22 protein-coding genes are annotated in these 18,186 nt (G+C 59.6%); all 22 read left to right on the top strand.

Annotated elements, in window-relative coordinates:
- A partial coding sequence (locus PHV01_RS01125; RefSeq protein ID WP_337289303.1) for a hypothetical protein occupies positions 1 to 180 on the top strand: 180 nt, incomplete at its 5' end.
- Positions 181 to 300: 120 nt separating this feature from the next.
- The gene (locus PHV01_RS01130; protein WP_337289304.1) at positions 301 to 1,224 is read left to right on the top strand and encodes a protein-glutamate O-methyltransferase; all 924 of its coding nucleotides are present in this window, start codon (positions 301 to 303) and stop codon (positions 1,222 to 1,224) included.
- Complete coding sequence (locus PHV01_RS01135) at positions 1,221 to 1,781, top strand: chemotaxis protein CheD (protein ID WP_337289305.1); 561 nt, start codon at positions 1,221 to 1,223, stop codon at positions 1,779 to 1,781. The genes PHV01_RS01130 and PHV01_RS01135 overlap by 4 nt, the downstream gene beginning before the upstream one ends.
- 161 nt (positions 1,782 to 1,942) lie before the next feature.
- Positions 1,943 to 3,004, top strand: a complete 1,062-nt coding sequence (locus PHV01_RS01140; protein ID WP_337289306.1) for a chemotaxis response regulator protein-glutamate methylesterase — start codon at positions 1,943 to 1,945, stop codon at positions 3,002 to 3,004.
- Positions 3,005 to 3,248: 244 nt separating this feature from the next.
- Positions 3,249 to 4,463: a response regulator gene (locus tag PHV01_RS01145; RefSeq protein WP_337289307.1), complete on the top strand. Its 1,215-nt coding sequence runs from the start codon at positions 3,249 to 3,251 to the stop codon at positions 4,461 to 4,463.
- 10 nt (positions 4,464 to 4,473) lie between these two features.
- Positions 4,474 to 5,235 (top strand): flagellar motor protein, encoded by a 762-nt coding sequence (locus PHV01_RS01150; RefSeq protein ID WP_337289308.1) that lies wholly within the window; start codon positions 4,474 to 4,476, stop codon positions 5,233 to 5,235.
- A 62-nt stretch (positions 5,236 to 5,297) separates the two neighbouring features.
- Positions 5,298 to 5,981, top strand: coding sequence for a flagellar motor protein MotB (locus PHV01_RS01155; RefSeq protein ID WP_337289309.1), 684 nt, complete (start codon positions 5,298 to 5,300; stop codon positions 5,979 to 5,981).
- A gap of 152 nt (positions 5,982 to 6,133) precedes the next feature.
- Positions 6,134 to 6,832, top strand: a complete 699-nt coding sequence (locus PHV01_RS01160; protein WP_337289310.1) for a protein phosphatase CheZ — start codon at positions 6,134 to 6,136, stop codon at positions 6,830 to 6,832.
- 6 nt (positions 6,833 to 6,838) lie between these two features.
- Positions 6,839 to 7,165, top strand: a complete 327-nt coding sequence (locus PHV01_RS01165; protein WP_337289311.1) for a hypothetical protein — start codon at positions 6,839 to 6,841, stop codon at positions 7,163 to 7,165.
- On the top strand, positions 7,162 to 8,007 hold the full coding sequence (locus PHV01_RS01170) for an HDOD domain-containing protein (RefSeq protein WP_337289312.1): 846 nt from the start codon (positions 7,162 to 7,164) through the stop codon (positions 8,005 to 8,007). Before PHV01_RS01165 ends, PHV01_RS01170 begins: the two co-directional genes overlap by 4 nt.
- Positions 8,008 to 8,062: 55 nt before the next feature.
- Positions 8,063 to 9,070, top strand: coding sequence for a diguanylate cyclase (locus PHV01_RS01175; protein WP_337289313.1), 1,008 nt, complete (start codon positions 8,063 to 8,065; stop codon positions 9,068 to 9,070).
- A gap of 137 nt (positions 9,071 to 9,207) precedes the next feature.
- The gene (locus tag PHV01_RS01180; RefSeq protein ID WP_337289314.1) at positions 9,208 to 9,945 is read left to right on the top strand and encodes a flagellar hook-basal body protein; all 738 of its coding nucleotides are present in this window, start codon (positions 9,208 to 9,210) and stop codon (positions 9,943 to 9,945) included.
- A gap of 105 nt (positions 9,946 to 10,050) precedes the next feature.
- Positions 10,051 to 10,839, top strand: coding sequence for a flagellar basal-body rod protein FlgG (gene flgG / locus PHV01_RS01185; RefSeq protein ID WP_337289315.1), 789 nt, complete (start codon positions 10,051 to 10,053; stop codon positions 10,837 to 10,839).
- 8 nt (positions 10,840 to 10,847) lie between these two features.
- A complete protein-coding gene (flgA, locus tag PHV01_RS01190) occupies positions 10,848 to 11,885 on the top strand; it encodes a flagellar basal body P-ring formation chaperone FlgA (protein WP_337289316.1) in 1,038 nt (345 codons plus the stop codon).
- Positions 11,886 to 11,905: 20 nt separating this feature from the next.
- Positions 11,906 to 12,502: a flagellar basal body L-ring protein FlgH gene (locus PHV01_RS01195; protein WP_337289317.1), complete on the top strand. Its 597-nt coding sequence runs from the start codon at positions 11,906 to 11,908 to the stop codon at positions 12,500 to 12,502.
- Positions 12,503 to 12,513: 11 nt separating this feature from the next.
- Positions 12,514 to 13,644, top strand: coding sequence for a flagellar basal body P-ring protein FlgI (locus tag PHV01_RS01200; protein WP_337289318.1), 1,131 nt, complete (start codon positions 12,514 to 12,516; stop codon positions 13,642 to 13,644).
- A 31-nt stretch (positions 13,645 to 13,675) separates the two neighbouring features.
- Complete coding sequence (locus tag PHV01_RS01205; protein WP_337289319.1) at positions 13,676 to 14,083, top strand: rod-binding protein; 408 nt, start codon at positions 13,676 to 13,678, stop codon at positions 14,081 to 14,083.
- The gene (flgM, locus tag PHV01_RS01210) at positions 14,080 to 14,388 is read left to right on the top strand and encodes a flagellar biosynthesis anti-sigma factor FlgM (RefSeq protein WP_337289320.1); all 309 of its coding nucleotides are present in this window, start codon (positions 14,080 to 14,082) and stop codon (positions 14,386 to 14,388) included. Before PHV01_RS01205 ends, flgM begins: the two co-directional genes overlap by 4 nt.
- A gap of 92 nt (positions 14,389 to 14,480) precedes the next feature.
- On the top strand, positions 14,481 to 14,978 hold the full coding sequence (locus PHV01_RS01215; RefSeq protein ID WP_337289321.1) for a flagellar protein FlgN: 498 nt from the start codon (positions 14,481 to 14,483) through the stop codon (positions 14,976 to 14,978).
- Positions 14,979 to 14,990: 12 nt separating this feature from the next.
- A complete protein-coding gene (gene flgK / locus PHV01_RS01220; protein ID WP_337289322.1) occupies positions 14,991 to 16,712 on the top strand; it encodes a flagellar hook-associated protein FlgK in 1,722 nt (573 codons plus the stop codon).
- Positions 16,713 to 16,761: 49 nt separating this feature from the next.
- Positions 16,762 to 17,688: a flagellin gene (locus PHV01_RS01225; protein WP_337289323.1), complete on the top strand. Its 927-nt coding sequence runs from the start codon at positions 16,762 to 16,764 to the stop codon at positions 17,686 to 17,688.
- Positions 17,689 to 17,742: 54 nt separating this feature from the next.
- On the top strand, positions 17,743 to 18,162 hold the full coding sequence (fliW, locus tag PHV01_RS01230) for a flagellar assembly protein FliW (protein WP_337289324.1): 420 nt from the start codon (positions 17,743 to 17,745) through the stop codon (positions 18,160 to 18,162).
- Positions 18,163 to 18,186 lie beyond the last annotated feature (24 nt).

Consider the following 18,186-nt stretch of genomic DNA (forward strand, 5'->3'; position numbering starts at 1 on the left):
GCAGCGGTCAGCTCTCAGCAATTCGCGGTACGCCCAGAACCGAAGAGCAAGGTCGTCCCCCTGAAGGCCAAGGCGAAGAGTAAGACCGAGGTGCCCAAGGTAGTGGCAGCGGCCACCGGGACTGATGCCGCGTACGGGACGCCGGCCCTGAACATGGTCGAAGGGTTCGAGGAGTTTTGATCGGTCGTCAGAAGAGGCGCGCGCATGTTGGACGTCGAGAAGGTTCTGTGACGACTGCCAGGCGACAGGGGTAACGCTGGCGGCGGTTGAAGCGGCTGATATGAACTAATGAGGGAATCAATGGAACATCACCGACCCGGAGTCGGGTCCCTGCCACAACCTGTATCGGAGTTCACGATCTCCGATCAGGAATTTCGGCTGTTTCAGGACCTGGTCAAAGCCCATACCGGGATCGCCCTGACCGAGCACAAGCGGAACCTGGTCTGTTCTCGGCTGAGCAAGCGACTGCGAGGGCTTGGGCTTACGTCCTTCCAGAGATATTACGACTATCTGAACGCCGAGGCAGGGGAGGCGGAACTGGAAAACTTTGTGAACGCCATCACTACGAACAAGACGGATTTCTATCGTGAAAACTGGCACTTCAAATTCCTAGAACAGGAAATCGTACCCGCCTTGAAGGCGCGGGTCGCTCGGGGCGGGGAGCGGCGGATTCGGATCTGGAGCGCCGGGTGCAGTAGCGGCGAGGAGCCCTACACCATTGCCATTACGCTGCGAGAGGCTATCGAAAGTCTTCTGGCCTGGGATATCCGCATCCTGGCCTCGGATATTGACACGGAGGTCCTGGCTCGAGCGGCGCAGGCCATCTACCCGGAGGAACGCGTCGCCGAAATTCCAAGGCCCCTTTTGGAGCGCCATTTTCGACAAGGGACGGGAGCGCAGGCCGGTCTGGTGCAGGTGACTCGGGAGGTGCGGAATCTTGTGACGTTCCGTCGGATAAATCTGTTGGAGGAGCCGTGGCCTATCAGGACGGTTTTTGACTGCATCTTCTGTAGGAACGTGATCATTTATTTCGACAAGCCGACACAACACCGCCTGATGCAACGTTTTGCCACCTATCTCAAGGATGACGGCCACCTTTTCCTGGGGCATTCTGAATCGCTCTATGGGATCAGCGACCAGTTTGCCTTTCTTCACCACACCATTTACCGAAAGCACGGAGGGCAGGAACTGCTGCCGCTACGGACAGCGGAGGCGACTACGTGAGACACAAAGCCCAGGTCACCATTCACATCGGTGGCGTTTTTGCCACCGGGGAGCCGACCGTGATCAAGACCCTGTTGGGGTCCTGCATCGCGGCCTGTCTTCTGGATCCTGTGGCCGGCGTCGGTGGAATGAATCACTTCATGTTGCCCAGCACGCTGAATGGCGACGCCGACGGAAATCTCTCCCGGTTTGGTGTCCACGCCATGGAACTGCTCATCGGACAGATCCAGAAGCTGGGAGGGGAACGCGCCCGGGTGCAGGCCAAGGTCTTCGGCGGGGGCCATGTTTTGCAGATCGCCGAGTCGGTCAACGGGGTACCGCAGCAGAACATCCGGTTTATTCGAAACTTCTTGCGCACAGAGGGAATCCCGTTGTTGGCCCACGATCTGGGGGGCTGTGTTGCGCGGCACGTTCTCTTTGATACCGGATCTGGAAAGGTCAGAATGAAACGCCTCTCGAGGGCGACTAGACTGACGACCGTGGCGGAGCGGGATCACGAGGCACAGGCGGAGCGAGAAACGAAACAGTATGGGGAAATTACGCTCTTTGATGATTGAAGGTAACTACTCAGGTGGATAGGCTGAAGACCGAAGGCTGTTAGGGGTAAGACCCGAGAAAGTTTTGAATGGCTTTTTGGAACCCTCAGTCTTCAGCCTAAATCCCTAGGTAGTTACCAACCACGAGCTGATGGCTGAAGCCTAGCCGGTAGATATGAGCGATGAGTAAGAAAATTCGCGCACTGATCGTGGACGATTCGGCGCTGATGCGCCAGATGCTGACCGTCCTACTCCAGCGGGGCCACCGGATCGAGGTAGTGGGAGCGGCAGCCGATCCCTTCATTGCCCGGGAGAAGATCAAAGCGCTGAATCCCGACGTCCTGACACTGGACGTCGAGATGCCTCGGATGGACGGACTCACATTTTTGGAGAAGCTCATGCGAGCCCGCCCCATGCCGGTGGTGATGGTCTCGTCGCTTACCGAGGCGGGGTGCGAGACGGCCCTCCGCGCCCTGGAACTCGGAGCATTGGATTTCATCACGAAGCCCACAGTGGATATTCGTGAGCACATGGATGATATTGCTGAGGAGATCGTCGCCAAGGTCCTCGCGGCGGCATCGGCGCGAATTCTTCCACGGGGCAGGTGTGGACCGAGCGCCGTCATCCGGGAGGCTGCGGCCCTGGCGCCTGCTCCTGCGGCGATGATCAGAACGACGGATCGGGTCATTGCCGTGGGGGCATCCACAGGAGGGACCGAAGCGCTGAAGGAGTTTTTGATGATGTTGCCCGCAAACTCGCCAGGGATCGTCATCGTTCAGCACATGCCGGAGAAATTCACAAAATCGTTCGCGGAACGTTGCGATCAGCTCTGCACGATTCGGGTCAAGGAGGCGCAGGATGGTGATCGCGTGCTTGCCGGCCATGCCTTTATCGCACCCGGCAACTATCACATGGCCCTGCGGCGCAACGGCGCCCAATACTTCGTCAATGTCTACTCCGCGCCGCCGGTCAATCGGCATCGCCCCTCGGTCGATGTCCTGTTCGAATCGGCGGCCGAGTGCGCGGGACGGAACGCCGTCGGTGTGATTATGACCGGGATGGGGGCGGATGGTGCCAAGGGCCTTCTCGAGATGAAACAGGCCGGGGCGCGCACCATCGCCCAGAACGAGGCGACCTGCGTCGTCTTCGGAATGCCGAAAGAGGCGATCGCCCTGGGCGCTGCAGATCATGTGATCGCCCTCCCCCTGATCGCCCGCAAGGCTCTGGAGTTGGCAGAGGCGTAAACGGTGGTATCGGAAAATTTTTCCGTTGCGTCCTGGCCTGTCCCCGTAAACTCCGCGGTAGACAGGACCTAGATAGTTGCGGTGATTGGTCTCAGGGCCCAGGGGGACGCGAAAGCCTACATGGCACGGGATCTGCACTGTTTGAGATCGCTACGACGCGCTGAATGAGATCACCGGGCAGCAGCGATGGTAAAGGAGGGCTGGCCGTCGGTCAGATCCTGTGTGTTGCGAGGAGCGATAATCGATGGGGAAGGACACGATCCTTGTTATTGACGATGATGAGCAGATCAGGGAGTCGCTTGGGCAATACCTGGAGTTGCTGGGCCACCGGGTCAAATCGGCTCCGGATGCGCAAGCGGCGCTCCAGCATGTGCGCCAGGGGGTAGATCTGGTGCTGACGGACCAGCGGCTTCCGGCGACGAGCGGTCTCGAATTGATCCGGGAGATCCGGAAGCTGAATCTTCAGGTGCCCTTTGTCCTGATGACCGGCTTTCCCGACATCGGGACTGTTCAGGAGGCCAGGGGGCTCGGCGTCTCCGCATTCCTGAAGAAGCCCCTAGATCTGAAGGACCTAGGCCATCGAGTTGACGACCTCCTGGGAAAGCCGGACACAGACCGCTTCTACGGTACGATCCTTGTGCTCTCCAAAGGGTTAGCCGACACCATGGAGGAGAAGCTTACGTGGGGCGAGACCTATATCTATGAGGGAGAGGAAGAGGCCAACCAGGGGCTGGAGGCCATCCACCGTGAAAAGCCGGTGGCGATTCTCGGCGACGTGAAGAGCCCGTTTACCCTCTCGCTTCTCGACGAGTACCGGAGGCGAAAGCAGGATCAGGCCGCGTTCCTGATCGCGGGCGATGAAAGCGACCTCGACCTGATCACCGAGGCTCTGTTTAAGCGGAAGGCTGATGGGGCTGTGACGGTGGGCGATACTGCCGATAACATCAAAGCGCACATCGTCGACTGCGTGAAGCGGTTGGAGGGTGGGAAGGAGAAGCAACGCCGGACCAAGGACACGCTCATCGAGCGCTGCATGTATGCTCGTTCCTTCCAGCGGGGGCGGTACTGTACCTATCAGGGTCCGTGCGCCTCTCGGGAGGGCTGGGTCGTGATCAACGGAGTTGATCATCAGAAGTGTGGCAAAAAGCCGCTGCAGTTTGGAGACTGGAACCAGGTGGGGTTGTACATCTGGCCGCATGGTGTGGTGACGCTCGAGAAGGTGCACGATGCGAGACGGGAGGTCATCGCCATGATCAAACTCGGCAAGAAAGCGATCGTTTTTGACCTGACAAGCGTCAAGGAGCTTCATGTGAATCTCCTGGAGACGCTCGCGGACCTTTACGAGGAACTGATGACGACCTACCATGATGGCGTGATGACTGTGATTAACCTCGACCAGCAGCTTGACAGCGAGTTTCGGGAGTTCAGCCAGACCCAGGGGATCAGGCTCGTCCTCTGAGGTGGGGGTGATGGACGTCGGCATCCTGGGTGGCCTTGCTATTGGATTCCTGGCGATCGCAGGCTCCGTCCTGCTGGACGGAGGAGAGCTGCGCGCATTCCTAAACCTCTCGGCTTTTCTGATCATTTTTGGCGGGACCATGGGTGCGACTATGGTGACCACCTCGCTTCAAGACATGTTCAGGCTGCCGCGACTCGTGAAGCGGGCCCTGTTCCCTGGGGTATCACTGAAACCGGATGAGGTGATCGCGACCCTTGTGGACTTTGCCCAGACGGCCAGAAAAGAGGGGGTATTAGCGCTTCAGGATAGGATGCCTGCGGGAGGCGTGGATCCCTTTCTGATCAAGGGGCTCGAACTGGTCATCGACGGCGCGGACGAGACAATCGTGCGAGAGATTATGCAGGCCGAGATCCACTCGATGAAGTCCCGCCATACAAAAGGGATCGAGATCTTCGGGATCATGGGCGGCTACGCCCCGACCATGGGGATCATCGGTACGGTCATGGGATTGGTCCATGTTCTGAGCAGGCTCGGGGAGGGAACGGATAGTCTCGGTCGGGGGATCGCCGTCGCCTTCCTCGCCACATTCTACGGAATCTTCAGTGCGAATGTCCTGTTCCTTCCGATGTCGGGGAATCTCAAAGTCAAGAGCGAAGAGGAGACCCATATGCGCGAAGTCATGATGGAGGGAATCCTGGGGATCCAGTCAGGGCTCAATCCCCACATGCTGGAGCAGAAGCTCCGATCGTTTTTCGCGTCTAAGGCGTCATGAGAAGCGATCGGCGGTTAGCTATGAACTGGCTGATTGCCGATCACGATGGCTGAGGGTTAGATATGGTAGGAAACGGACATGACGGAGGCGGAGGGCTGCGGTGGCTGCTGACCTATGCTGACATGATCACTCTGCTCCTGGCCTTCTTTATTATCCTATACGCGTCGTCCAGGGTGGACGCCAAGAAATATACCGACATGGTCTCATCGATCCGAACAGCCTTTGGCGTCCCGCTGCCGCCGCGATCGGTTGTACGGGCGGGGGATGGCGGAGAGAAGCTGCTGCCGTTTCCAGATACGGTAGGCATGCTGGTGCAGCAGTTGAGCGTGCAGTTGGAGGAAGAGATCAAGACAGGGAGCGTGGAGATTGAGCGAAACGAAAAGGGAGTCATCCTCCGCCTTCAGGAGACCGTCCTCTTTGATCTGAGCAGTGCGACCCTTTCTGCTGAGGCGAAAAGGATCCTGGACAAGATCGCCCCTTCCCTGCTCAATGTTCCTAATGTCATTGAGGTCGAGGGGCATACCGACAATCTCCCCATCCGGTCGCCCATCTTCCCCAGTAACTGGGAGTTGTCGGTTGGACGCGCCACTGCGGTGATCCGGCATCTTGTGGAGATCCATCGATTCCCCCCGGGCCGCTTGGCGGCTCGGGGGATGGCAGACAATCAGCCTCTGGCGCCCAACGACCCTGTGCGGGGCAATATACGGAATCGCCGGGTGGAGTTGCACATTCAGACACCGACATAAAGCGTAACGCGCAGGTGGATAGACTGAAGGCTGAAGGTGGGCGGTGAATGACTCTTCAGTTGCTTCAGTCTTCATCCTAAGCACCTAAGCGGTTAGCATAAATAGTCATCAGCGACTGATGGGAACCTTGCGGATTGATGGGGGAGGACGCGATGTCAGGTGATACATACAATGAGGAACAGCAAGGCGATCTCCATGAACTCGTTGAGGCGGCCCGAAGAATGGCCGACGGGAAGTTTCGGGAGATCGTCGCGGTCCAGGCTAAGGGTGAAATAGGCCGATTGGCCTATTATATCAATCAAACCATGCATAACCTGCAGCAACTCGATCCGGCAGTGGGGGGCAGTTCGCGGAGTCTGCCGCAAATGAGCGGGCAACTGTCGGAGGTGGTTAAGACCACAGAGCAGGCGTCCATGCGGGTGCTGAATGAGATTGACCAAATGGTAGAGGAACAGATGGCGGTGGAGAAGGGCCTTCGGCAGCTCGCGACGCTGCTGGAGGTAGAGCAAACGCACGATCCTCAACGGGGAGCAGCCTTGCAGACGCTGGCGGAGATACGGCAGCGCCATAGCCGTACCCAAGGCCGGGCGTTGGAGATCATGTCGGCCATGGAATTCCAGGACATCACAGCCCAACACATCCAGAAAAGCATCGCTCTGATCACCGAGGTGGAGAACCGACTGCTGCGCCTGGTAGTCCTGTTCAATCTCCCGCCGAATGGACAAGACGAGAACGAGGTGGATGGTAAGTGGAAGGCATTGGGGGAATTCGCCGCAGCCTCGAAATCCGGGGAGATGGATCAGGAGATGGTGGACCGGCTCCTGGCCGAGTTCGGCCAGAAGACGCGATAACGAACTATGCGTCTGATTGCGATCGACCTGCTGGCGGAGGGGATGGCGGTAGCCAAGCCGGTGATGCATGACTCCGGGCGGATCCTGCTGGCGCCAGGGGTTTCGCTGACCGATCGAATGATCGAACGATTGAAGGCTCAGAGTATCGGGCAGGTCTGGGTAGAGGCGGAAGGGCCCGACGAGGGGAGATTGTCGGCGGAGGCAGCGAAGAAAATGGAGCGAGCACTGGAGAGGCGATTCGCCGATGTGTGCCATGATCCGCTTATGCAACAGATCCAGAAAATCGTCCGAAAGCGGATTTGGGCCCGCGCCGGCAGTGAGACCTGCCAATGACAATAAGCCCGGACATCCTGAGAGCGAAGATCGAGCGGATTACGACTCTCCCTACGCTGCCGCAAGTGGTAACCAAGATTGTCGCGATGGTTGAAAGCCCGACAACCTCTGTCGCAGACGTGGGGAAAGTTATTGCGAAAGATCAAGTCCTCTCGGCCAGGGTCCTCAAGTTGGTGAATTCCGCCTTTTACGGCTTCTCCAGGCCGGTTTCAACAATCACGCACGCCATGGTGCTGCTTGGGTTCAATGTTGTCAAAGGACTCGCCATGAGCGCGTCCGTCTTTGACCTCTTCCAGCAGGAAGGGGGGGATGGTGTGGACCGCAAGCCTCTCTGGGACCACTCGATCGGGACCGCGCGGATCGCGGGCATCCTGGCCCAGAAGGTCAAGCTCCACGAACCTGAGGAGGCGGTGGTGGCGGGTCTGCTGCACGACTTGGGGAAGATTGTTCTCTGCGCACACCTGCCAGAGGAGTTCGCGACGATCATCGATCTGGCGAAGAGGCGTAATCTCCTCATGCTTGATGCGGAGGTGCAGGTCCTGGGCACGACCCACGCCGCGATCGGCCGATGGCTGCTCGAGGGGTGGAAGCTGCCGGCAAAGCTGGTCGAGCCTATCGCGTTACACCACGCCCCCCACCTCGCCAGAGAGGCGCCACTGACCACCGCCATCGTCCATCTGGCGGATATCCTCTGCATCGCAGCAAGCATCGGCGATTCAGGAGATGCGAAGATTCTCCCGCTTTCTCACGCGGCATGGAATCTGCTTGGCATGACGATGGGACAGGTGGAGGAAACGCTGTGCGAGATTGACGAGCAGGAGATCGTCATGGCCTTTGCCTGAGCCCGGGTGACGTGGAGCCCAGGATCAACGAACACCGTTTATCCCTGACGGCAATATGACGCACCGCGACGCGAAGATTCTGTTCGTTCAGCCGGATTGCTCCCGCATCGAAGAGGTTACCGAGCAGTTGATGCGTGAGGGGTTCGAGGTGACGATGCTGGGTCACCCCGGCCAAGCTCTATGCCAGATGTACGCCGATCCCCCGGACCTGGTGATCTTGGGCGAGAACCTGCCTGCTTTGGAGGGGGAAGCGATCCTCAGGATGATTCGCGCTGAGCCGGTATTCCGTCAGCTTCCGATTATTCTTTTGCTCCCGCCCGATGCCGACGAGCGGGTCGAGATGTGGGCAGAGCTTCAGCTTAGCGATTTCATTGCGCCCCCCGTCAGCCCGAGGGAGGTCTGTATCAGGAGCCGTCTGTGCCTCCTGCGGTCGCGCCTCGATCTTGATGCTAATCCGCTCACTCGCCTGCCTGGGAACAATACCATTCTTAAAGAGATCCAACGGCGACTCGATACCGATTCGTCGTTTGCGCTGGCCTACCTCGACATCGATTCGTTCAAGGCGTTCAATGATCGGTATGGCTTCGCCAGGGGCGATGACGCGCTCAGGATGACGGCTCGCATCGTTTTGAACGCCGTCGTCAACTTGGGACCGGGATCCGGATTTGTCGGCCATGTCGGAGGGGATGATTTTATCCTCCTCCTCCCGATCAAACAGATCGAGCTGGCCTGTGAGGAGATCATCGCAAACTTCGATCTGATCGCGCCATCCCTCTATGATGAGACTGATCGCCGTCAGGGCTTTCTTCTGCTGAAGGATCGTCAGGGTCGCCTCTGCCGCTTTCCGCTTATGGCGCTTTCTATCGCCGTGATCCCGAGCGAAGACCGGGGCTTTGACCATGTGGGTCAACTTATTGCGCGCGCCGCTGAACTGAAGGCCGCCGCCAAGGCCGAGCCGGGCAGCGTCTATCTGATCGATCGGCGCCTCCGACTCGACAATGCTCTTCCGGACGACCAGGACGCCTCGGCAAATTTTTCCGCTCCCTCAGCGATCCTATCCTGAATCGCCCCCTATCTATCGGTGATTGCGGCTCCATTCTCTGAAAAGTCGGTGGCACACGGCTTGCTTCATCCTAAGGCAGGTACGTAAACAGGGAGTAGAAGTCGTCGGATCTGCAATCTCGCGATGGAGACGATACGATGGTGAGTGGGCTGTACACGGCAGCGTCCGGCATGGTGGCTCAGATGGCAAAGATGGAGGTGTTGTCGCAGAACCTCGCGAATGCGGGAACCCCCGGGTTCAAAGGCAATCTCCAGATCATCGAAGAAGGGGCCAGGGGACCTCTCCAACCCGCCTTCCTGACAGAGGGGCTTCAGACTGGTCCTCGACCGGTCAGGATCGGTCGCCGCGTGACCGATTTTGGCCGCGGCCTGATCCGGCAGACTGAGAACCCGATGGACCTGGCCAACAGCGGTTCCGGCTACTTTGTTGTGGAGACGCCGCGAGGGACGCGCTACACCCGGGCCGGCAATTTCGCTATCGACGCGAACAGGTATCTTCAGACCCTGGATGGGGACCGCGTTCAGGGTAAGAAAGGGGCGATTCAGCTTCCGGACGGACGATTTTCAGTGGACAGCAGTGGGCGGATCCTGGTGGCAGGACGGGAGGTTGATCGCCTGCGAATCGTCGATCCCGACCCCGCTACCCTTATCCGGGAAGGCGGCAGCCTCTTTACCCTCAAGCCGAGCGCCCCGGAGCCCCCCACTGGGGAAAAGGCCGAGATCCGTCAAGGATTCCTGGAAGGATCGAACGTTGATGCAGCCAGTGCGCTGATGCAGGTCATGGTATCGCTTCGCGCATCGGAGGCCTATCAGAAGGCAATTCAGGCGCTTGACCAAAGCCTGAGCCTGGCGGCTGGGGAGTTAGGCAGGATATAGGCTGAAGGCTGAAGGAGGATAGGCTGAAGGGGAACCACCTAAGAGTCTTCAGCCTTCAGCCTAAACACCTGAGTAGTTACGAACGCTAAACACGGAGGAAATCCAATGATTCGAGCATTGTTCAGTGCCGCAGCCGGGATGCAGGCCCAGCAACTTAACCTGGACAACATTGCGAACAACCTGGCCAACGTGAATACGGCCGGGTTCAAGCGAAGCCGCATCGATTTTCAGGACCTGTTCTACCAGACGTATCGGCCCGCGGGGGCTTCTACAGCAAGCGGCGCGGAGATCCCGGTCGGTATCCAGGTCGGCCACGGGAGCAAGCCGGTAGCAACCCAACGGATCTACGTCCAGGGCGATCCGCAGCAGACCGAGAACCCACTCGACTTGATGATCGAGGGTGACGGGTTCTTTCAGGTCCTGCGGCCTGATGGGACGATTGCCTATACCCGCGCCGGTGGCTTCAAGCGTGATGCCAACGGGCGGGTCGTGACATCTGACGGCTTCGCACTGCAGCCCGAGGTATCGATCCCCGCGCAGGCGATGAGTGTCCATGTCGGTTCTGACGGTATCGTGTCGGCGACCATCCCCGGGCAGACTGCCAGCCAACAGATCGGGACGATCGAACTCAGTCGTTTCATCAACCCGGCCGGTCTGCAGAGCGCGGGTCGAAACCTCTTCCTGGCAACGTCTGCCTCCGGCGACCCGACTAGCGGCGCCCCTGGGACCCAGGGTCTAGGAACAATCGGCCAAGGGTTTCTGGAGCTCTCCAACGTCAAGGTGGTGGAGGAGATGGTGAATCTCATCATGAGCCAGCGAGCCTATGAGGCCGGATCAAAGGCGGTCCAGGCGGCCGACGAGATGCTCCAGGTCTCCAACAACATCAGGAGATAATGGGTGTGATGTCCGGGGCACAAGGTTCGAGAGTCACTGAGAACTGGCCAGCAGGAATGGGTGCCGTACTGCTGGCGATCGTGATTGCCATCGCGCCGCCGGCTCAGGCGCGACAAGGCATCCCCGTTGAGAATACGGCGGTTACCCCTCGGGCGGTGATAAGGGTGAGAGAGTCAGCCACAGTGCAGGGCAAGGAGATCTTCCTCAAAGATATTGCCGAGATTGCTTCGTCGAACCGGTCGTTAGCAGACGCGCTTGAGGACCTTCCGGTCGGACAGGCGCCGCCGCCGGGTCTCACCAGGACGTTTGATCCCGAACTGATCGTGATCAAGCTGCGCCAGTACAAGATCGACCCCACCGGTATCCGGATCGAGTCGCCTCACGCAGTAGTGATTGCGGGAGCGCATCGCATCATTGGGAGCGACGCGCTCTTCCAGGCCGCCAAGTCGGCGGTCCTCAGAGGGCGGGAGGGGGAACTGGAACAGATCACCGTTCGTCCTGATACCCTCCCGCCGGACCTCGTGGTGCCGCCCGGAGAGATTGAGCTTCTGGCCAGGCCTCGTCCGACGTCGGTCGGGTTCGGGCCGATCCAGGTCGCTGTGGAGGCTTGGGTCGATGGACGACTCTACCGGACGATGTCGCTCACCCTTCGGTTATCGCTCATGCGCGAGGTGGTGGTCGCGAGCTACCCTCTACCCCGTCATGCGGTGGTGAAGACGACGGATGTGCGTCTCGAGCGGCGGGACATCGGTCTGGTCCAGCATGAGCCGCTTCAGGACCTCGCGCTGGTCGTAGGCCGGAGAACGACCCGAATGTTGGCTATGGGGGACGTGGTGGCCTCCGATGCGGTGGAACTGCCGCCGCTCATTCAGAAAGGGGATGTCGTCAACGTGATGGTCGAGACTCCGGGTCTCCTCGTGACGGCCAAAGGCATTGCCCAGGAGGGGGGGAAGGTCGGACAGCTCGTTCGGGTAAAAAATACGGCTTCAGGCCGAGAGGTCCTCGGGAAAGTGGAGAGCGATAAGACGGTCCGGGTCGGGTTGTAGGGAAGGGAGGCGCAATCGGCATGAACAAGTGGATCGCGGCCTCTGCGAGCGGGTTTCTGATCCTCATGCTGGCAGGGAAGTCTTCCGGGGAGTCGCTCTGGCGTGATATCGGGCCCGGTTTCCTCTTCATTGACAGCAAGGCTCGACATGCGGGTGACATCGTCACGGTCCTGGTGACGGAATCGAGCGCCCTCAATCGCCAGGCCGAGACCAACACCAAGAAGGAGTCTACCAATTCCGCTAATCTATCCAGCCTCTTCGGACTGCCATTGGGGGACAAGACGAAATATGCCTTCGAAGGCACAAACGAGCACAAAGGATCGGGGTCTGTCACCCGGAGCGACGAGGTGACGGCTAAGGTGGCGGCGCGGGTGGTCAAGGTGCTGCCGAGCGGCAATCTGATCATTGAAGGCCGCCGAGCGGTCCTGGCCAACGACGAGACCCAATATCTGGCCGTCAGTGGGATGGTCCGTCCGGAGGACATCACCCCTGCCAACACGATCCTATCAACACAGGTCGCCGACGCGGAGATCGTTCTTGAAGGAAAGGGCGCGCTGGCGGAGAAACAGCGTCCCGGCCTCCTGAACCGGTTCGCCGATTGGCTATTCCTGTACTGAGGCTATGGGATATGCTCGCGCGATCGCTGGTCGACTTTAGGCGACTTGTTGCTTCAGTCCTGATGATGTTCGCGGTGGCGGCCCTGCCGGCTGCGGCCATGGCCGAGGCGAGGATCAAGGATATCGCCAAAGTCCAAGGGGTCCGGGAGAACGAGCTGTTTGGATACGGCTTGGTGGTTGGGCTCGCCGGGACGGGGGACAGGGCACAGGTCACCTTTACGATCCAGGCTGTGGTGAGCATGCTCAAGAAGCTTGGGATTACCATACCGGCAGAGCGCCTCACGCTGAAAAACGTGGCAGCGGTCATGGTGACGGCGAAGCTACCGCCATTCGCAAAGGGGGGAAGTACCCTGGACGTGACGGTCTCGTCAGTGGGGGACGCAACCAATCTGCAGGGTGGTACCCTGTTGCTCACCCCCCTTCAGGCCGCCGACGGTCAGGTCTATGCTGTCGCGCAGGGCCCGATTTCGATCGGGGGGTTTAACTTCGAGGCGGGAGGGGCAGGCGAGAAGATCCAGAAAAACCATCCGACCGTCGGCAGAGTCCCCAATGGCGCGATCGTGGAGCGGGAGTCGTCCACGGATTTTCTGAAGGCCAAACAGCTCTTGCTTGTGCTCAACAACCCCGATTTCACGACGGCTCTCCGCATGGCCCAGGCAGTCGAGAAATCGCTTGGGGCTGAAACCAGGGCGAAGGACGCCTCTACGGTTGAGATCCGGGTTCCCGACTCGTATCTGTCCAATCCGGTCGAACTGATCGCCGCCGTCGAGAAGGTGAGCCTGGTGCCTGACATGTCGGCGAAGGTTGTGGTCAACGAGCGAACGGGGACGATCATCATGGGCAGTCAGGTACGCATTTCCACAGTGGCTGTCGCCCACGGCGCCCTCAGCGTGCAGATCCGGGCGGAGCAACAGGTGTCTCAGCCGGCCCCTCTCTCTCAAGGTAAAACGACCGTCGTCTCTCAGACCGAACTGGAAGTCCACGAGGGCAAGAACCGTTTTAACCTCGTCGATGAGGCCGTCAGCATCGGGGATCTGGTCAAGGCGCTCAACGCCCTGGGGGTCACGCCGCGGGATATCATTGCGGTCCTGCAGGCGATCAAGGCGGCAGGCGCGTTGCAGGGCGAAATAGAAATTCTGTAACGTACTGAACACTCGAAACTGAAAACTCAAAATGGAACTCACTGGGATATCACCGGGACCGCATGCCGCGCAACAACCTGCGCGGCCGACAGAGCAGAAGCTCAAGGAAGTAGCCCAGGAATTTGAGGCGATCTTGATCGCCTCACTCCTTAAGGAGGCGCGACCGAGTGGGCAGGCTACTCCTCTTGCCGGCGGGCTCTCGCACGATCTCTACCAGCAGTTGTTCACCGATGAGGTCGCCAAGGCGATCGCCCGCAGTGGGGGTATCGGTGTTGGGAAGATGCTGGAGCGGCAATTGCGTGGGATGCTTCAGGCCCAGGACCCTGTGGTGAGCCTGTTGAATTCACACGAAAATCAGCTCAAGGCGCCCTCGCAACCTGCCGATTCTACTAAAAGAGGGGGACATGGGGTCTCCCCGCTTGAAGGAGTACGACGGTGAAAATCGAAAACCGTAGTGACAACACAAATATCAATCCCCACCTTAACCGCGTTCAGGATGCAGCGGAGCGGTCAGAGTCGAAGGAGCCTACCCCGGCTCGTGAGGCGTCCGCCGATCGCGTCGAACTTTCGGGGGCAGCGAGGGCACTGCAGCAGGCTCGGCAGCTTTTAGCCGCCTCGCCAGAGGTCCGCCTCGAAAAGGTGACTGAGCTTAAGAGCCTGATCCAGAAGGGGGCGTACAACGTGAGGGGTGAGGCGGTCGCCGCAAAGATGCTCGGGCAGGGGCTGTTTGATCAGCTTGTCTAGCGCGATGGGGAGCTGATAGCGATCAGCAAGCAGCCTTCAGCTATGAGTTGATAGCCGAAAGCTGATAGCTTCAAAAAATGTTATCACAGGTGATGATGCTGCTGGAAGATGTGGCTCAAGTACTCGGGCAAGAGACCGAGAAGTACGAGGCGCTGCTCCGACTCCTCCGTCAGGAGAGGGGCCTGATCGTCGATGGCAACCTTCAGGCGCTGTCCGAGTTAGTGAAGCGGAAAGAGACCCTGGTGCTTGAACTGAAGATCTTACAAGAAGCCCGCCTTGCCCTGATGACCAAGGTGAGCGCCATGTACGGCATTCCCATGGTGGAATTGACCCTCTTCCGCCTCGCCGATCTCGTCCCCGCCTCGCATGCGACATCATACCGGGCGCTCCTGAATCGGCTGGCCTTTCTCGCGACAAGGCTGGTGGAGGACAATGACTGGAACACAGCGCTGCTGGATCGGTCGGTCGCGTATGTCAGGGGTTCGCTGTCGTTTCTCACGTCGGCGGTGACCCCCGTCCCGCTTTATCAAGGGGATGGTAGTGTCGCGGCCCAGTCGCCGCCATTTTCGACAGTGAACAGCCAGGTCTGAGGAGAATCACGCGTGATCAGCCTCTTGGCATCCCTTACGATGGCCAGAAAGGCGCTCCAGGCGCAGCAGGCGGCGATCCAGACTACCGGCCACAACATTGCCAATGCCAACACCCCAGGCTACACCCGGCAGCGCGTAGACATGGCACCCACGATACCGTTTTCGTTGGGTCAGGCGGGTTTGCTGGGAACCGGCGTGGATATCAAGGAGGTTACCAGACTCCGAGACCTGCTGCTGGATAGCCAGTTCAGGGACGCGCACCAGGCCCTTGGTCAACAGGAGGCGGAGGAGGCGACCCTGACACAGATTCAGGGGCTGGTCGGCGAGCCGTCCGACAACGGCCTCGCCAACGCCATGTCGGCGCTCTTCGCATCGTTCCAGGACTTGGCCAACAACCCGACCGATCTCGCGGTTCGGACTGTGGTCCGCGACAAGGCCCGTGCGCTGGCGGACCAATTTCACCGCCTGGACGACGGGCTTGAGAGCCTCAAGGTCGATCTCAATAACGAGATTCAGGTGGACGTCAAACAGGTTAATGGACTGGCTCAACAGATTGCCGACTTGAACCGACAGATCGCGATGTCTGAGGGTGAGGGCGGGATGGCCAACGACCTGCGGGATCAGCGGGATCAGGCGTTGGATGACCTCTCGAAGCTCGTGAGCGGGTCTGTGGTCGAGGAAACCGGCGGCCAGGTCCGGGTGACGGTCGGAGGTGGGCTGACGCTTGTCGATGGGCAGACCAGTGTGCCGATTGTGGCGCAGGCCTTTAACGCTGCTGATCCGACCTACCCCGACAGTCTCCGCCTGTTCCTCGGCGGCAACCTGATGACGCCTGGCGGTGGGAGGCTGGCTGGGTTGCTCAACTCCAGGAACTCCGCCACCGGTTTCGTCAAGGGGTTTCAGTCTGAGTTGGATGCCATGGCGAAGAACCTTATTCTGGAGATCAACCGGCTGCACGCGAGCGGGATTGGCCTCCAGGGATTGAGTACGCTTACGAGTGAGAACGCCGTGGCAAGTCCGACGACGGCCCTGAATGCGGCAGGCCTCCCCTTCACGCCGACGGACGGCACCTTCAAGGTGTTCGTGTACAACTCCAGCGGAGTGGTGACAGCCTCTGGGACAATCACCGTTACCGCGGGGACCACTACACTTACCACCCTGGCTACCGCGATTAGTGGAGTGGGAGGTCTTACGGCAACTGTGGGGGCTGGCAACAAGCTCACCATCACGGCGCCCGCAGGTGGAACGTTCACACTGACCGCCGATACCAGCGATACCCTGGTGGCGCTGGGTCTGCACGGCTTGCTCAGCGGCAATGATGCGCAGACTATCGCGGTGAGCAACTCGATCCAGGCGGATGCCCGAATGATTGCGGCGGCCACGCCGAACTTGACGTCGGGCCTCTTCGACCCTGGAGACAACAGCAATGCGCTGGCGCTCGCCCAGCTTCCGAACAACTCAATAGCTTCGCTGTCAAATAGCACTTTTAGCGGGTACCTGAGCAACCTCGTCAGCGACCTCGCCGAGCAGGAGGCAGGCGCGAAGCGGTCAGTCAACCTGGGTACGACGGTGGCAGACTCCTTGACCAGCCGCCGGGACCAGGCCTCTGGGGTCTCCTTGGACGAGGAGATGACCAATCTGATTCGCTTCCAGAAGGCGTATGAGGCAGCGGCCCATTTTACCACCGTGGTGAACGACTTGTTGGGGACGCTGATAAATCAGCTCGGCCGTTAGCGATGGCTGGCGTTTGACCGAGAGCCGAGATGGAGATAGAGAGACGTCGATGCGCATCACAAGCAATACGATCTTCCACCAGTTGACGGCCGATATCAATAGATCTGCCAATCGCCTGTTCGAACTGCAGCGTCAGGTGGCCAGCTCAAAACGGATGGCGACCGCCTCAGACGATCCGATCGGCGCCGGCTTGGCCGTCTCTCTCCATGAATCGTTGGCGCAGCTCCTGCAAGCCCAGCGCAACGCTGATCAAGCCGAGGCCAGGCTGCAGGCGTCACAGGGGGTATTGACGGACATCCTCTCGGAGCTCGGCGATGTGAAGGACCTGGCCTTTCGGGGCGTCGATGGCGCCCTGACCGACTCAGACCGGCAGAACCTGGCCACTCAGGTGAACCAGAAGCTGGAGCAGTTGCTGGCCGACGCCAACGCGCGTTCGATAGACGGCTACCTCTTCGGCGGAACGCAGACCAGTGTGGCCCCTTTTACCGCCACTCGCAATGCCAACGGCGACATCACCGCCGTCTCGGCCAATTCCTTGGGAACGGGGATCGCCGGCCAAGTGGACGCCTCACTCCCCAGCGGGTTGACCGTCGTGGTCAATGTCCCCGGCTCGACGGTTCTCACCTCGACCTCTCCCCAAACGGTGGATATCTTTCCGCTGTTGATCGCGGTCCGTGATCAATTGAGGGCGGGTAATGTCGCGGGCGTTGAGTTGAACCTGACCAATCTCGATACCGCCGTCGATCAGGTGCGTGTCGTCAGCGCTGATGTCGGCTCCAGGATCGGCCGCATACGCGACATCCAACAGCGGTCGCAAAGCGACCTGCTCACCCTCCGAGGTCGGCTCTCAAAGATCGAGGACACCGACATCGCTGAGGCCTCCATCGAGTTCCAGCAGGCGCAGAATGTTTATCAGGCGGCTCTGGCAGCGGCCTCTAAGGTTGTGCAGATCAACCTTATCGATTTCCTGCGATAGCATCGGGCGATGATGAACAACGAGATCACCGTTAATCACGATAAGGGGTCTGCGATGAGCGGCCTCCGTGCAACTGAACAGGCTGTCTTCCACTTTCCGCAGGGGCTGCCGGGCTTTGAGGATCTGAGCCGTTTTCTGCTTTGTGAGCGGGAGGGGCTGGAGCCGCTCACGCTCTTGATTGCCCTAGACGTGGCCGACGTCGCCCTTCCGTTGCTCCGGTCCGCCGAATTCCTGAGCGACTATTCGCCACCCATTCCATCATCGGATCTGGAGGCGCTTGAGGTGAGGTCTGTGGAGGAACTGGAGCTGTTCGTGGTTGTCACGTTCGATGGTGGCGGCGACAACGTGGCGGTCAACCTCATGGCCCCGATCTGTGTGAACCTCACGCGACGGCTTGGCCGACAGGTAGTGCTTCCGGACGGGACGTATCCCTTGCACTATCCGCTGGTTGGGTCGCTCCCAAAGACGAAATAACTGAACAGGTAGCAATCATCAACG

Origin of the sequence: Candidatus Methylomirabilis sp. (genome assembly GCF_028716865.1) — a bacterium.
In the GTDB taxonomy this organism is placed as follows: domain Bacteria; phylum Methylomirabilota; class Methylomirabilia; order Methylomirabilales; family Methylomirabilaceae; genus Methylomirabilis.